Origin of the sequence: Arcticibacter svalbardensis MN12-7 (genome assembly GCF_000403135.1) — a bacterium.
Lineage (GTDB): Bacteria > Bacteroidota > Bacteroidia > Sphingobacteriales > Sphingobacteriaceae > Arcticibacter > Arcticibacter svalbardensis.
Window position 1 is genome coordinate 34054 of sequence record NZ_AQPN01000001.1, and the last position, 16715, is coordinate 50768.

General features: G+C 39.9%; 12 protein-coding genes. All 12 read right to left on the reverse strand.

Going from position 1 to position 16715, the window contains the following annotated elements; translation table 11 throughout:
- Nucleotides 1-146: 146 nt before the first annotated feature.
- On the reverse strand, nt 147-2516 hold the full coding sequence (locus ADIARSV_RS00175; protein WP_016193299.1) for a family 20 glycosylhydrolase: 2370 nt from the start codon (nt 2514-2516) through the stop codon (nt 147-149).
- A 10-nt stretch (nt 2517-2526) separates the two neighbouring features.
- Complete coding sequence (locus ADIARSV_RS00180) at nt 2527-3615, reverse strand: dipeptidase (RefSeq protein WP_152439720.1); 1089 nt, start codon at nt 3613-3615, stop codon at nt 2527-2529.
- Between the two features lie 11 nt (nt 3616-3626).
- Entirely contained in the window at nt 3627-4634 is a 1008-nt protein-coding gene (locus ADIARSV_RS00185) for a 3-hydroxyacyl-CoA dehydrogenase family protein (protein ID WP_016193301.1), read from the reverse strand.
- A 95-nt stretch (nt 4635-4729) separates the two neighbouring features.
- Entirely contained in the window at nt 4730-5689 is a 960-nt protein-coding gene (locus tag ADIARSV_RS00190; protein WP_016193302.1) for a glycerophosphodiester phosphodiesterase family protein, read from the reverse strand.
- 102 nt (nt 5690-5791) lie between these two features.
- Complete coding sequence (locus tag ADIARSV_RS00195; protein WP_016193303.1) at nt 5792-6772, reverse strand: BT_3987 domain-containing protein; 981 nt, start codon at nt 6770-6772, stop codon at nt 5792-5794.
- A 61-nt stretch (nt 6773-6833) separates the two neighbouring features.
- A complete protein-coding gene (locus ADIARSV_RS00200; RefSeq protein WP_016193304.1) occupies nt 6834-8654 on the reverse strand; it encodes a RagB/SusD family nutrient uptake outer membrane protein in 1821 nt (606 codons plus the stop codon).
- Nucleotides 8655-8668: 14 nt separating this feature from the next.
- Nucleotides 8669-12031: a SusC/RagA family TonB-linked outer membrane protein gene (locus tag ADIARSV_RS00205; RefSeq protein WP_235048334.1), complete on the reverse strand. Its 3363-nt coding sequence runs from the start codon at nt 12029-12031 to the stop codon at nt 8669-8671.
- Between the two features lie 631 nt (nt 12032-12662).
- Nucleotides 12663-13508 (reverse strand): amidohydrolase family protein, encoded by an 846-nt coding sequence (locus tag ADIARSV_RS00210; RefSeq protein WP_040298534.1) that lies wholly within the window; start codon nt 13506-13508, stop codon nt 12663-12665.
- Nucleotides 13509-13545: 37 nt separating this feature from the next.
- A complete protein-coding gene (locus ADIARSV_RS00215; protein WP_016193308.1) occupies nt 13546-14754 on the reverse strand; it encodes a UxaA family hydrolase in 1209 nt (402 codons plus the stop codon).
- The gene (locus ADIARSV_RS00220) at nt 14732-15031 is read right to left on the reverse strand and encodes a UxaA family hydrolase (protein ID WP_016193309.1); all 300 of its coding nucleotides are present in this window, start codon (nt 15029-15031) and stop codon (nt 14732-14734) included. Before ADIARSV_RS00220 ends, ADIARSV_RS00215 begins: the two co-directional genes overlap by 23 nt.
- A gap of 7 nt (nt 15032-15038) precedes the next feature.
- Complete coding sequence (locus ADIARSV_RS00225; RefSeq protein WP_016193310.1) at nt 15039-15425, reverse strand: RidA family protein; 387 nt, start codon at nt 15423-15425, stop codon at nt 15039-15041.
- 16 nt (nt 15426-15441) lie between these two features.
- Entirely contained in the window at nt 15442-16686 is a 1245-nt protein-coding gene (gene gluP / locus ADIARSV_RS00230) for a glucose/galactose MFS transporter (RefSeq protein WP_160166624.1), read from the reverse strand.
- Nucleotides 16687-16715: the final 29 nt, after the last annotated feature.

The window sequence follows — 16715 nt, forward strand, 5'->3', positions numbered from 1 at the left end:
TGGACAAAATGTTGAATATATTATATGCACTTATTCCTTTGTATTTGAAGGCAAATTTTAAAATTTCTCATTTCACCGACATACGAGTAAAAAAGAAAGGATTCGATGATATAATATAGCATATTCATTGCTGTATTAATAACAGATCAATAAAACAACATTGCAGGGTTAATTTCACTTTTAGGTTTACCAGTAGCACTGATAAACACTTTCAGATTACCAGAGCTCGTGGCGTCGAAATATTTTATTGTGATCTTGTGATAGCCCTTTTTTAAAGGTACCGCTCCGCCCTGATCAAATAAGCCATGTTTACCATCATTATCAACCACTGGCTGGTTGTCAATCAGCAAGACAGATCCATTTGCGGAGCTTGTTGAAAAACCATAAACATCATCTGCATCAATGTGAATAAAGCCGTTAAATAGTAACCCGAAGCCTTTCATATTATTTTTGAATGCCGAAGTGTTGAAGCTAAGGGAAACGCCACTGTCAATTACGGCTTCGTCTTTCAGCTGGTTTGTACTGGTAAATCCACCTGTATATAACCGATATTTCAGGCCTTTGGAAGTCCCATTGTAATTTATAGCTTCAAAAGGTAACTGATTGTACATGACAGTATGGGTGACCTGGCTTCTTTTTCCCGAAGGCGTGATTACAATTGTTTTTAGTTCACGATACTGGCCTGCTGGCACATTGTAATGCATTGGAACAGTATACTCCATGTCAGTCTCTCTGGGAGGATAACCATCTATGGTAAAATAGATTTTTGCCCCGTTAACCGGGCTCGTTAAGTTTACATTTAACTGGGAACCAAACACAATAGTATCCTGTGAACCAATAGCTGCTGGTACTCTGTAATTGAAATTGTTTTTATCCAACCATGCAAGATGTGAAGGGAGGCGAGTATTAGTAAAGTCGGCAAAGTTCTTGTTCGACAAAGAGGTCCATCCTACCTCAGAAAGGGCAAGCATTCTAGGCAATATCATATACTCTGCTTTTTTTTCGGTGGCGATATATTCTGCCCACAGGTTGGCCTGAACGCCTTGTATGTATTTTTGCTGATCGGACGTTAATTCTGCAGGGATGGGGTTATACCTGTATATTTTATCAAGCGGGGCATTGCCGCCATTATTTAAAGGCTCAATATTTTGTTTACCTTGTAGCTGATCGATATATAACCCAGCGCTTCCGGGAGTCATAATAACATGATGATTCTGTCTGGCTGCAGCTATACCACCGGCTTCTCCGCGCCAGCTCATTACTGTTGCATTCGGCGAGAGACCACCTTCCAGTATTTCATCCCATCCAATAATGTTGCGGCCTTTTGAATTCACAAATTTTTCAATCCGTTGGATAAAATAGCTTTGTAATTCTTCTTCATCTTTCAGCCCCAATTTTTTTATTAGTTTCTGACAAAATTCAGATTTTTTCCATGCATCTTTTGGTGCTTCATCGCCACCAATATGGATATACTTACCTGGAAAAAGATCCATGACCTCCGTTAAAACATTTTGCAAAAAGTCAAATGTTTGTTCAGATGGGCAATATATATTATGAAAAATCCCCCAGGTTTCGGCGACTTTATAAGTAGTCAGAGAAGGGTTGCAGCTTAACTCGGGATAAGCCGCAAAAACAGCTTCAGAATGGCCTGGCATTTCAATTTCAGGAATAATATTAACATAACGTGCGGAGGCATATTTTACTACCTCACGGATCTGATCCTGCGTATAAAATCCACCGTATGGCGTATTATCATATTGCTGTGGTGTACGGTCATGAAAATCACCGATGACGGTTTGTGCCCGCAAACTGCTCACCTGAGTTAATTTGGGATACTTTTTTATTTCGATACGCCATCCCTGATCATCCGTCAAATGCCAGTGAAAATTATTGACCTTATAAGCAGCCATCAGATCGATATAACGTTTTACGAATTCAACTGAAAAGAAATGACGGCAAACGTCTAGCATTAAACCCCGGTATTTAAAACGTGGATAGTCTTCAATTTCGACGCATGGAAGTGAAGCAGCTCCCGCTTTGCCCCCAGGCATGAGCTGTATTAAAGATTGTATCCCGTAAAAAAGACCCGCACCCCTACCCGTAATTGTTATTTTTTGTGGGGTTATCAATAGTATATACCCATCAGGTGGCAGCTTATCAGCGCCCTGTGAGGTAAGCACTATGCTGTTTGCAGGAATCAGACCTGAATTTGGTTTAAGTTTGATCTTAAGCATTCCTTTATTCAGTAAATAATCCTGAAAAAAAACCACTGCTTTATTCATAACCGAATCGGCAAGCAGGGTAGTTTGTTGACTCAGCATAAATGTACCTATTGATTTTTTAAGCAAAACTGGTGCTGGAATAATTCCTAAACTTGGATTATTATCCTGTGCATTTGCCAATCCGGCAAAACCAACCATAAAAATACTGGATGCTATAAGAATTCGCTTAATTTCAGAAACAACCTGAATAATATCCAGTGTAACCGGATTTCTGTATTTATTTAAATTTTTCATAGAAATACTTTTAATTTTTATGCCAGTTATTGCTAATAATACGGAGCCAGTTTCCATGTAGGATTTTTTGAATATCATCGGATTGATATCCCCGGATTGCAAGCAGCTTATTTAGACTTTGAACATCAGCAATGGTTTCTAAATCGTAGGGAGCTTGTTCTTTTCCATACATTCCATCCAGATCACTTCCTATTGCAACATGGTCACTGTTACCGGCAATCTGGCAGATATGATCAAAATGATCAATTATACTTTCCAAAGGGACACCATTTTTAATAGGGTCAGATACCCCTCTTTTCCAGTTATTGGTGAGCATCCAAACATCTAAGGAGCCTCCAATTACGGCTCCCCGCTCGATTAATGCTTTGATTTGGTCATCATTTAACTGCCGCTGATGATCAACCAGCGAACGGCAATTGTGGTGGCTTGCCCATATCGTTCCTTTAAAGACACTTAGGGCCTGCCAGAAAGCTTCGTCAGTTAGATGTGTAACATCCAGTATCATATTTAAATGATCCATCTCTTTTAGCAATTGAATCCCCAGACTCTTTAAAGGACCGGTCATACCGGTACCATTTGCATATCTTCCAGGGCCATAATGAGCTGGCCCAAGTGCCCTCAAGCCATTCACATAAGCCTTCTCCAGATAGGAAAGGTCTATTAAGGAATCAGCCCCTTCTAAACTTAAAATATAGCCCACGGGTTTATCTTCGGCAGCTATGTTTGCATTTTCCCAGAGTGCTATATGATTTTTCAGAGATAACATGTCAGTAATCAGTATCATTTCATTTTGGTCTTCCATCGCTTTGTACCATGCAAGTTGCCCCTGACTTTGAGCCCATGCCTGTTCCGGTGAGTTCCAGCCGGGTAATGAACTATGCTGATCAACAACACGTGCAATTTGAGTAGCCACGACAAGTCCGATATTGCCTTTTCTCAATTCAGGTAACGACACAAGCCCTTTGGCACGATCCAGTTTATCTGTTAATCCATTTTCACGTTCGCGAATTTTCGAAACAGGTTGCTTTAAATCACGATTCCACTCCAGTGCATTCATGGCCAAGTCAAGATGGGCATCCATTATAAGGTTATTGTTCATCGTTCAATTAGCTATTTATGATTCGATTTAAGCTGCTGCAGTTTTTTCTTTTCAATGATATCCGCAGGATATTTCAACGCTAGTTTCCGGATTTCATAGGTGAAATCTGTAAAAGTTTCTTCCCATAGCTTTGCTTCTTCTTCTGTATATTCATAGAATCCTTTTTGATTAGCAATTCCTTTTCCCCCATTTTTCACTATATCATCTATAAGTTTAGGCACTTCAGTCGAGTTATTTAAATCAGGAAAAAGATCCTTCATCACGTTATGATAAGCGGCTACTCCGGTAAGATCCATCCAGCGAAATATTCCTACCATTGTCATGAAGTATCCTGCATTGTTACGACAGGACCGGTCTACATCTTCAATAGTGGCATAGCCATTTTCAACTAAATAAAAAGCTTCGCGGTACATCGCATACATTAGCCGGTTGGTAATAAATCCGCGAATATCTTTACGCACAAGAATGGGTTCTTTGCCCCAGATATGGGACAGTTTATATAGGTATTCGGCAAATTCAATCGCACTGAGGTCCCCACATATGATTTCAAGAAATCGTGTTGTATGTGAGGGTTCCGCCCAGTGCAGCCCTAAAAAGCGCTCCGGATACAGGGTTAACTTTTGAAGTAAACTTATTGGAATAGCTGATGTATTACTTACCAGTATACAATCTGGAGTGATAAATGATTCTATTTTTCCATATACAGCTTTCTTAATTTCAAGATTTTCAATCGTACTCTCAATGACCAGACCGCAATCCTTAAGATCCTCAAATCGTTCAGTGATAGTCAGCAACTTCAATAGAGTTCCGGTATCAATTAGGGTAATTCCATCTTCGAAAGAACGCATAAGATGCTTTTCAATGCGTTGCCTGGCATGATTTAAATCACTGCTTATGGGCGCAACTGCTATTACATTATGTCCGGCCATGATCAAACATGCTGTTATGCTGCATCCCATTAATCCCAGTCCTACTACCCCAACCTGTATTTCTGATGTATTCATATTTATCTTTTTCATTTCTTTTTTTTAATTGATCTGAGTTTTAGAATTACTGGCTCTTCTATCCTGATCAGAGAGAAAAACGTTAAAATTCAAATTGAAATAACAGTGTATCATTCCAACTTAACTTTCCTCAAGAACTTTCGTTGAATCCCAGACTTAGGCAGAATTGGTTTTAAAGCAGCAGCTACTTCAATTGGCAGATCTGATTCCAGAATATCAGCACCCATTGCAAACGTTTCACGATAATGCAGGGCCCGCTCGGCAGGATTATTTAATTTATCATACGAAGGTGCAGCTGAAATCATGCACATGACCTTTTTTTGATGAAGCAGATCCATCAGTTCCTTATTACCAGGTTTATTAGTGGCACCTATGTAAGCAATCAAGTTTTGCCATGGAACTCCTGCTTTTTCATACGAATAAAAAGCATCTTTTGACAACACAAATGCGGATAGCATATGCCTGGGGTTGTTATGATAGTAAAAACTGGCCTCTGTCGGATTATGTACTGTAAGCATGATGAAGTTATTGTTACACTCTTTTATAATCTTAACTATCATTTCAGGTGGAACATCTTTGTGATCAAGATTTAATATCGTCTTTCCTTTGCTCCATCGTATTACCTGATCAAGCGTTGGAATTTTATATGCTGTAACATTTCCCTGGGGATCCTTCAAGCTGAATTTTTGCAATTCAGCAAGAGTATAATCTGAAACCTTTCCTTTACCGGTAGTTGTTCGGTCCAGGGTTTCATCATGCATTAAAACGGCAATGCTGTCCTTGGTTAGTCTTGGATCAATTTCAAAAAAGGCAGGAGTATATTTAAGCGTGTTTTCAAACGTAGCGATACAGTTTTCAGGGTAGCCAGTAGTAGTTCCGCCGCGGTGGCCACTGATCACAGGTATATTTTCTCCGGTATGTTTAAAAAACAACTGAAACTCTTTAGCGCTTTTAAATTTAAGTGCCATTATTTCCGTCTGTGCTTCCGTTTTTTTTGCAGTTGCTGTTAACAATAAGAAAGATAAAATCAGGCTGCTAGATAATTGCCTGTTCGTAATTGATGTTTCCATTTAACATGTATTAAAATCGTATTTCTACCTAAAATTTGACTTAAAATTAGAACTGATGGCAGCAGGCTACATTGGATAAAACCCTTTCCTACCAGCAGGATGTTAAAAGGCACTTAATTCCGCTATGTGTGTTAGATAAGTATCTCCCTGACTTGCATTAACTGTAATTCTGAAAAACCTTGCGTTTTGTGCGTAGTTAAGATAAATAGTATTCTCCAGCACATTGGCTAAAGCATAAGATTGGCTGTAGGTCCAGGTTATGCCGTCCTGACTTGTTTGAATGATGATATCCCTTGGGTTTCCTGTGGCTTTTACAAGGCCGGTTGTTTCCTTACGTCCGGTAATGATGAATCCCCTCAGCTTCTTTTCTTCCTGCATATCCACTGTAATAATATGAGGGGGCCCTGGTTTTGCTGCCTTCCATTCAGTACTCCAAAAAGTAGCTCCATTTTTATCAAATGCATAGATCGCACGACCGTTTGCCACGCCTTCTCCTGTTTTTTCTTCGGATGAAAGGGATACGATTTTCCAATTCGCATTTTCAAACGGGACATACGGATTTGTGGCATAGGTGGCACTTATGAGATAGTAGGTCGTTTTTAAGGATTCACTTACGGTTATAGGGCCCTCAGTTTTAACCGTAACCGGGAGCAAGTATCCTCCAACACCATCCAACTTGTCGGTAAAAATACTTATCCGCAATGGATCTGTACTTTTTTTATCTTTCGAGATCACTGCGTTATTTTGTTCGAAGGCAAAACTTCCCTCAGGCATGACCTTATAATTAGTAAAGTTCGTTTCATTAAATTTCGACACCAGAGTTGCATCTTCTTCAAAACTCACTTGTACATCTGTTGAAAGGACTCCAGGGCCTCCAAAGTTTGCGCCATAAAAAATAGAGTCTGTTGTATTAGAGAAACGGAATTGGTGTACTGCAGGGCTATTTACTGCTTGTGGCATATAAACAGAAGAATATTTGTCCTGGCTTCCTTGTAACAGGTCAATATTGGCTTTTCCACATCCCAAAGCAAAGCTGATGCAGATCAAGAAGCCTATTATTTTATAATTAACTACGTCTTTCATTATACTAATTTGTTATTTAAATGGAATGAAGGCATCATGAGCAATTAGTTGTTTGTGTGATTTACCAACCCGGATTCTGAACCAAATTCCTATCTCTGTCCAGCTCTTCCTGAGGGATGGGAAACAGGTAATAATGTTTCAGGAATACCCTCCGCTCGTACATCGTACGCTGGTAAAAAACTTCATCGGCTAGTTTAGTACCTGTGTTCACATTCATTCCATAAAACGGCCCCCCATCTGTTTGTTCAGCAATCTTCCAACGCCTTGTATCTGTATATCGCAGCCCTTCCAGGCAGAGTTCTACGCGGCGTTCATGACGAATTTTTTCTCTCATTTCGCTTTGACCCAATCCTGCCTGTACATTAGGTACACCAGCACGATTTCGAATCTGATTGAGATAGTTTAAGATATCGGGATTGCCTGGATCATATTCATTCAAGGCTTCAATATAATTGAGCAGGATTTCCGCATAGCGGATCATGACAAAAGGCCTGGCCACATATACAGAGGTCCGGGTATTGCTGTTTGGGTCAACATTTTTACGGGCAATGTAACCCGTCCTGGGATAATCATCAGAGCCCTTCTTGCCGGTATTACCACTAAAGAACGTTTCCACAATTTTTATTCCTTCACTTGTATTTAACCATTGACTACCGTTATAACTTACGTTTACATAAAAACGGGGTTCACGGTTCACATACATGTTATAGGTTCCTACGGTGGTATATTTGGTTGCCAAGGTAGAAAATCCTGTTTCCACATAATCGGTCCCCGTTTCATTAATACGCTTTCCTGTCCCTGTCTCAAATTCATCCACCAGCTGCTGGGTGACAGCAACGGCTCCGTAACCGCTCACCACCCGTGGGGCCACTGAGCGCTCCCATGAACTTAAGTTATTGGATACTCTAGCAAAAACAACCTCTGAGTTCCAGGGAACTAAAAACACATCACGGGTTGATAAATAGGGGTCAAAGACACCGGAGGCATTATTTTTACGAAACAGGGCAAAATTAAAATCAGTGATGATCCGCTTTGCGGCATCTGCTGCCAGTTTCCATTTATTTGCATCATACTGAGTACTGATCAGGGCTTTTCCATCACCATTTTTAAAATTGCTATAGTCCATATTCCCATTAAACTGGGGACTTGCAGCAAGTAATAAAGCTTTGCTCTGGTAAGCATAACAAACAGCCTGGGTCATCCTGCCATAGTCAGTCGTAATTTGATCTGTATAATTTTTCTTCAGGTCAAGGGCTGCAATGTCTAGCTCAGAAACGATATAGCTAATGCATTCATCAAATGAACTTCGTGGTTTATTGGCTTCTTCTGCGGATGGCTCAATATCTCCCGAAATCACTTCGTCACCTACCAGAATTACCGGACCATACTGCCTGACTAAATTGTAGTACAGGATGGCTCTTAAAGCTCTGGCCTCTGCTATATACTGGTTGATGCGCTCCTGTCCGTTAGACAGGGCAAGTAATTCCGCATTCGCTCCAATGTGCTGAATGAAATAAGTTGCAGATCGGATTCCGCGATAATTGGCTGTCCATTTATTATAAAAGTTTGATGCCGCATTCCAGTTGCCCAGGTTGATCGGGTAGCTGTCATAACCACTCCCCGGTCTGTCGTAGGTAACGTCTGCATCATCTGATGCACCATCCCAAATTGTCGTATTACGATAGGCCTCATTGGGGATGTAGTTATAGATGTTGGCCAGGTATTCCTCTGAGTACTTTTGTCGCTGAAAGACCTGATCGATGGTAATGCGGTCATCTGGTACCTGGTCTAAAAAGTCTTTTTTACAGGCATTCAATATGGTAATGGTGCTGATGCCCAATAAAATGACCAGTAGTTTATGTAATTTGATTAAATTCTTCATGTCTAAATTCCGGTTTAAAAATTAATAGCAAGACCAGCCGTGTAGGATGCCGTATTTGGATACTTATCACCCCGACCATTATCGAGCTCCACATCCCATAGCTTGAATGAACTGAACGTGACCAGATTCACACCTTGTAAAAATATATTTGCTGACTTGATTCCGACACTTCCGGTCCAGCTTTTGGGAAGGCTATAGCTTAGCTGCAGGGTTTTTAACCGCAGGTAATCTGCCTTCTTTACCCACCAGCTACTGGCAGCGAAGTTATCATTGATTGAACCTGAGCCAAGACGGGGATAAAAGGCATTGGGATTCGGATTTTCAATCGTCCATCGGTCTGCAATATTATCCATCAGGTTTCCTCGGCTTAAGCCTTGTTGAAAAGGTAAAGCGGCTTCGCCTGATATCAGGTAATCCACTTGAGCTGCACCCTGGAAAAGAGTCGATAAGGATAAGTTTTTATACCCTACAGTAAAACCAAACCCGTAGGTCATCCTCGGAACGTTACCGTAGCCCAATGGAACCTGATCATAGGAATCTATTTTACCGTCGGCATTGACATCCCTGTACTTGATATCTCCTGCACGGGTATCTCCGGTTTGCCTTGGTGAGTTAGCTACCTCGTCATCACTTGCAAACAAGCCAACGGCTTCATAGCCGAAACGCTGACTAACCGGACGGCCTTTTCGTTCTAACCAGGGGTATTTCCATGCGGGATCATCGTTTTCAATTACCTTATTCTTGTTGTAGGTAAAGGTTCCAAGTAGCTGAAGGCTGAACTTGCCAAACTGGTTATTATAGTTGACAGAAGCATCCAGTCCACGATTGTCGATCACCCCAATGTTAGCGAAAGGCGCATTGATCATGCCCGCATAAATAGGCAATGACTTGCGCCTTAAAAAGATGCCGCTTCTATACTCCTTATAGAAATCTGCCTGTATACTTAGTTTATCTTTTAATGTGTGGACATCCAAGCCTAAATTGGTCTTTTTTGAGGTCTCCCATTGCACATCTACTGCGTATTCACCAAATTCCTTTCCAGCATATGTATTTTTCATATCAATACCGTAACTGTATCCACCTGGTGCAGAAATAGTGGAGATATAAGCGAAGCGCCTACCATCAATAAGGCTGTTACCCACTTTACCGTAAGAAAAGCGGAATTTAAGAAGCTGTACTGCAGCTTTTAAGGGCTCAAAAAATCCTTCTTCAGATAAAACCCATGCTACACCTCCAGAAGGAAAAAAACCATATCGCTTATCAGGAAGAAAGTTTTCAGACCCATTTAATCCGAAATTGGCATCTACAAAATATTTATTGGCATAACCATAGGTAGCTCGTCCGGCTATTCCACGAAAACGGTAAGGCAATGAATTTTCAAGAGATGTGGCATAGGTGTCGATCTTATCACTTTGATTGTAGAGCAATAATCCGCTTACGCTGTGTTTCCCAAAATCACGATTATAATTCAAAGAAGCCTCGCTATAAACGGTACGACTCCCTACGTTTGATTTTGTGTAAGCCAGGAATTCAGTACCAATAGCTGTCTGATCATAGAGGAGATTACCATCGACGTCACGACCCAGAGCCAGATAAGTATCTGGTAACTTGCCATACCTGTTGCTGGTATAGTTATAAGCGTCAAAGGAAAACATCGCGCTAGCAGATAGGCCCTTTGTGATAAAGGGCAACTGCTGCGTAAGACGCAGATTTGACATCACCTGGCTACGCCATTGATTGGCATATCCAGCCTGGGTTAGACTTGCCCAGGGATTACTTATGCTGCCACTTCTGATATCCGCTATTTTCCCATCCGGATATTGTAAAGGCATCGTCACGGGTGTCATAAAGTAGGCATCTGCAAAAATATTGTTGATGGATTCAAAGGGAAGGTTTACATTGTTTAAATACCCCTGTATACCCAGTTTGATCTCGGTACTTTTTCCTGGCTTTATAGTTAAATTAGATGAAACGTTATATCTTTTCAACGAGGTAGAGGGGTCGTAATTCTTGATGGCGTCCGTCTTGTATAAACCGACCTCATCATAGTAGCCTAAGCCAACGTAAAAGGTAGCATTTTCTGTACCTCCACTGATATTGGAATTCACATTCCGCACTTTCCCTGATTTATTGAATAGCTCATCCATCCAGTTTACATTCGGATACAGGTAAGGATCCTCCCTGCTCCGTGTTTTTTCGATCACTTCATCCGAGTAGACTGGGACGCCGCCACGGGTTGTAATGGCTTCATTGGCCATTTGCATATAGGTGATTCCATCAGCAAGTTTGGGAAGGGTGGTAAAGCGCGTAATTCCTTCATTATACCGGATATTATAGACCGCTTTTCCCGGTTTACCACCCTTAGTAGTAATCAGAATAACACCATTTGCTCCTCTTACCCCGTACACAGCGGTTGCAGAGGCATCTTTCAGTACCGAAAAGCTCTCAATATCTTCGGGATCAATGTTTGAAATCTCGCGGGGTACGCCATCAACCAGCGTCAAAGGAGCACTTAAGCTACTGGTAAAGGTCGATATGCCCCGGATATAAATCTGCGCGTCATTAAAACCTAGTTCACCACTTCGTTGAACAGAAACAAGACCTGCAACCCTTCCACCAAGGGAATTTGTTAGGTTAGATACGGGGAGTTTAAGATCTTTGACGTTTACGCTCGATTGTGCTCCAACCAAGCTGATTTTCTTTTGCGTTCCATAACCCACCACAGTAACTTCTTCCAAAAAAGAATTGGCTTCATGAAGAATCACTGTTAAGTTATTTTGTGCTTTTGATGTTTTAACTTCCCGGGAACGAAAGCCCATATAAGTAAACACCAGAGTAGCCTCATCGGGAACTTCTAATATAAAACGGCCGTTTACGTCGGTTGTAGTACCAATACTGCGATTACTTTTTAGAATTACAGATACTCCTGGCAAAGTAATGCCACTGGTATCTACTACGATACCACTCACTGTATTATTCTTTTTAATCGATTTGGGCGAAGCTCCAATTTGTCTTTGAACTATGACCACGTTATTTCTTATGGAATAAATCATTTTCTGATCAGTCAGAACCTGATCTAAAACAGCAGATAATTTTTCATTTTTGAACGTATAATTTAAATGGAGGTTCTTATCGATGATCTCATCGGGACAAAAAAATCTTACAGCAGCCTGCTCCGAGATTCTTTCCAGAGCCTGGGCTATAGATATGTTATCCAGTTTTATTGTTACCGTCTTGTTTAATAGTTTAAAGCTATCAGAGGAATTTGCAGAAGTCAGTGAGCAAAAGGCAAAAATTAAATTAAGCAACACAAAACTTGACCTCAAAAACTTATAACAGTAGCACTTCACTCTATTACTAAATAGAGATTTTTTCATATTTTTATATATTAAATGTGATTGGCAGGACAACAACTCTATGATTATCAGGTCAGGCAGAGTGGTGTCCAATATTCTATTGCATTTGGTATCCCGGGCAGAACTTTTCTGTGCGGGTTTCTTATTAAATAGCCTTTACCTCATATATGTATTCGATTTCAGTTGGACTCTATACTAACTTCTTTCAAGAAAAGGGATTAGCTACATTTTCTTTATATTCCCATTTAAGAGCAATATGTTGGCGGAGATTCCTAAATATTTACGTATTTGAAGCATTGCCAATATATGGGTAAGACCCCTAGATAAGGTCCAAGGCGTAGATCAATCTGAAAAATGAATAACTTCGATTAATTCATTCAGTAAATAGGTCTTTTCTTTGTTTGGTAAAAATGAGTTTAAGCTTCCGGCAAGATTTGAAACTAATCGATCAGCGCAAACCGCATACAAAAACCAATACATTTGGTAATTAGTTATGCATAGACTTACCTTGTTCTTAAGAATTTTTTACAGTTAATCCCAGAGCGTTTCCTGCTTTAAGTTATGTTGCCATTTTTTGCTAGTCAAAAGCAAAACGGATTTTGTCCATTAAATATAAAATCATTTTTTTTAAGGACAATCTATTCCTAATCGGCTAAACTTTGCGCGTATCAACCAACTGATAAAATTCGGCACAATTATCTCCCCATAAATTGCTTTTTTCTTCAATGTTTAAAAACGAAGTATTTTTTTCCAGAACTTCACAGACTTGTCCGTATGATGCAGCTAAAAGACATACCGGCCAATCACTTCCGAACATCACCCTGTCAATACCGAATACATCTAAAACTATCGATATATAAGATTTAAAATCTTGGTGTTGCCATAAATTCCAATCTGCTTCCGTTACTAATCCAGCGATCTTGCAACTCACATTACGAAAATTTTTAAATAAAGTAATATCCTGAAGCCACCCCTCCATTAACTGATCTTTAATGAAAGGCTTAGCTATATGATTGATTACAAATTTCTGATCGGGAAATCGTTTAACAAATTCTACTGCATACCTTAAATGTCTTGGATGTATCAATATATCATAGGTATAACCAAACTTGATTAAGAGGGAAATTCCATTGCAAAAATCCTTACCTAGTAAAAAGTCGTCTTCCAATTCTGACTGTATAATATGCCTGAAGCCTTTTAAGGATTTAAACTGCGAAAAATAGGTTAAACGTTCTTCAATATTTTCAGCTCGAAAATCCACCCAGCCAACAACACCTTTAATAAAGTTGTGTTGGCTAGCCAATTGTAGTAAAAAATGGGTTTCACTTTCACTTTGGTCTGCCTGCACAGCCACGCAACCATCAATTCCATTTTGTGCTAACAGGGGCTGAACATCGGTGGGCAAAAAATCATTCTTTATACGGGACATGTCATCATCAATCCAACTGTCCTTAATTGGGTCATATTTCCAGAAATGCTGATGGCTATCTATTTTCATCGCTGTATAATTAATTATTTTATGAGCTACTTCAATACTAGGGTAAACAAGAAGGCCCAATTGGTTCAAAGGTTTTGTATCCCAGTACAAATTCCTGATGACCGAGCATTTCGGAGCAAGTTTGCTGCCCGGAAGCAAGACTTAGAATTTTTTGGACAATCTCCTGGCCAACTTCTTTTATCGTAGCTTGGTTGTAAAGAATTTTGCCCGCGTTAATATCCATATCTTCTTCCATTCTTTTGAACGTTTCCGGGTTTGCGCACACTTTAATTACCGGAGCAATTGCCGAACCAACCACAGACCCCCTTCCTGTTGTAAATAAAACACAATGCGCGCCAGAAGCAATCAATTCAGCTATTTCAGAGCTGTCATTCGGATTGGGAAATCCAAACCTTGGATTCCCATCTGGAACAATATCCATTAAATATAATCCTGTTTTTTGGGGGATATCACCCGGTTTAATCATGCCAGAAACGGGAGAATTGCCGGTTTTACAGTAAGCACCCATTGATTTTTCTTCAAGCGTTGTCAATCCGCCTTCTGCATTACCAGGAGCAAAACTGCCATGACCCATGATTGAATAATATTTTGCTGCTTTTTCGACCGCCTTTTTTAATTCATCGGCTAACAAAGGAGTAGTAGCACGATTGCTCATGATCTTTTCCAGCCCGATCATTTCACCAGTATTTTCGAATATAGCCGTTCCTCCATTTTCTATTATTAAATCGAAAGCATTTCCAACAGCTGGGTTAGAGGTAATTCCACTTGTTGCATCGCTACCACCACAGACTACCCCTACACTCAATTCAGAGAGAGAAATATTTACAACTGGTACTGATTTGATTTCTTCTAACGCAGATGAGATAAAATCAATTCCTTCATCAATGGCTTTTCTGGTACCACCAACAGATTGAATACCAACCAATTTTACCGGACGTCCACTTTCTTCAATAGTTTGTTGCAATCTTAACCGGTTAAAACTTTCACAACCTAAAGACACTAATAAAACAGCACCCACATTCTGGTGCGTACATAGTGCATTCATCATTTTATCAGCATAGCTATTGGGATAACAGCCACCAAAGCCAATAAGGTGTACCTGTTGATTACGAAATTGTGTGGAAATTTCTCTTGCAACATGGTGTGCACACTCGACAAGATAGGCTACAACTACTAAATTACGGATACCTTTTCGACCGTCCTGACGCAGGTAACCTTTTAAGTTATTTTGGACTAATGAACTCATGATCTAATGTGTATGTAGAAATATAATCACTTTTCAAGTTATGCAGATGCACATGGGCACCCCTTGGAATATCTTCAATTGCTGAGCCTATGGGCACCCCAAATTTGATCACCTGTTCACCCTTCAAAATAGGTCTGGCTGCAATTTTATGGCCAAGGCCCAGCGGTTTATCAAATACGACCAGCACTCCATCAATCTCTTGCTCATCACCTGGTAAAATGCCATTGCAGATCGCAAACACGTTATCAAGAGGGTTAATTTTTATTAGTTTATTCATTTTCTAATTACATATCTAACTTCACAATGCAATCAATTTCAATCTTGATTCCTTTCATTAAACCGGACTGTACAGTTGTTCTCGCCGGTTTAATGCCGGTAAAATATTGAGAATAGATCTGATTAAAGCGGTCAAAATCCGATATATCACTTAGATGTACTGCACATTTTACAATATTTTGCATGGAACTACCCGCTTCCAGGATTATAGCCTCAATGTTTTGCAAGGTCCGATGTGTTTCTTCTTCAATTGTTCCTAAGATAAAGGCGGAGGTTTTAAAATCCACAGCTGCCTGCCCACTGATAAAAAGGAAACCGTCAACCAAAACACCATCAGAATAAGCGCCTGTTGTGAATTCGTTACTACGATCCGGGTGAGAAATTTTTACTTTCATATAATTATTTTTAGAGTTAAACCGCTTTAAATATATTGTTATCAGGTAAGGTCGTGCCCTTCCTGGTCCTTATTTTGCTTCCAACTGAAGCAAAATATAACATGAAGAGATAGGCAGGCAGACAGACTAAATAAGCCATTTGATGCGAACTGATCTCGGCGAAATAACCATAGAGTAAGGGCCAAACGGCACCTCCAACGATTCCCATTACCAACAGGGAGGAGCCGGCTTTAGTAAATTTACCCAGGTCTGCTAAGGCAAGGGGAAATATGGCTGGCCATAGAAGTGAATTTGTTATACCCAACAATGCAACCAGGTATATGGATACAGAAGCAGGGGCGACAACAATTAAAAGTGTCGTTATTATTCCTGATATAGTACATAAGATTAATGCATTTCTCTGACTGATTCGTCTGGGAATAAAGATTATACCCAATAAATAGCCTAATACCATTCCACCCGAAGTATACCATACATACGATTCCGGATACGGCAATTTCAAAATCGCTGCATAGTCATTTATAGATCCCAATGCAATTATTTCTACGCCAACATCAAAAAATATCGCCACTACTCCTAACAAAACATGGGGAAATTGAAAGATATTTTTTTTTGAATTAATATGACTAGTTGTTAAGTTATCATTTAATGTTTCATCTTCACCGATAGCTTTAATTTCCGGAAGAGGTGAAAAATAAGATAATACGCCAACCAGGATTAATATTCCTGAGATAATATAGAATGGAAAAGTAACATCCTTAACCTCAACATTTGCAAGATTAAGGAAAGTAGCCAGGATCAGGGAAGCGCCTGCAAAGGATAACTTATCACAGATACCCATGATACAGATTCTCCTTGCTGCGCTGTCGATTGACCCAAGTATGGTAACATACGAATTTATGGCACTGGTAAGTAGGGTCTGACCAATTCCAACTATAAACAATGCAAGCAAAAACAGAGAAAAACTAACAACCTGGGAAGCAAATCCGATTAAAAAGAATCCTGCAGCAATAATTAAAAATGCCGTAGTAATTCCTCCTTTATACCCGACCTTTCTAATTACAGTTCCTGATGGGACACCAAAAACCACGTAGGCTAAGAATGTTGCAGTCATAATTAAATAGGACATACCAGTGGAAATATGAAATGCGTCTTGTACAAACGGTATAAAAAAGGCATTTATGCCTACAGAAAAACCCAGCACAGCATACATGGAACCTATGATTACCAGCGGGACAATTAAAGCCGTTTTACTATTCATCATCATTTTTTAATTTGTTAAATATTCGT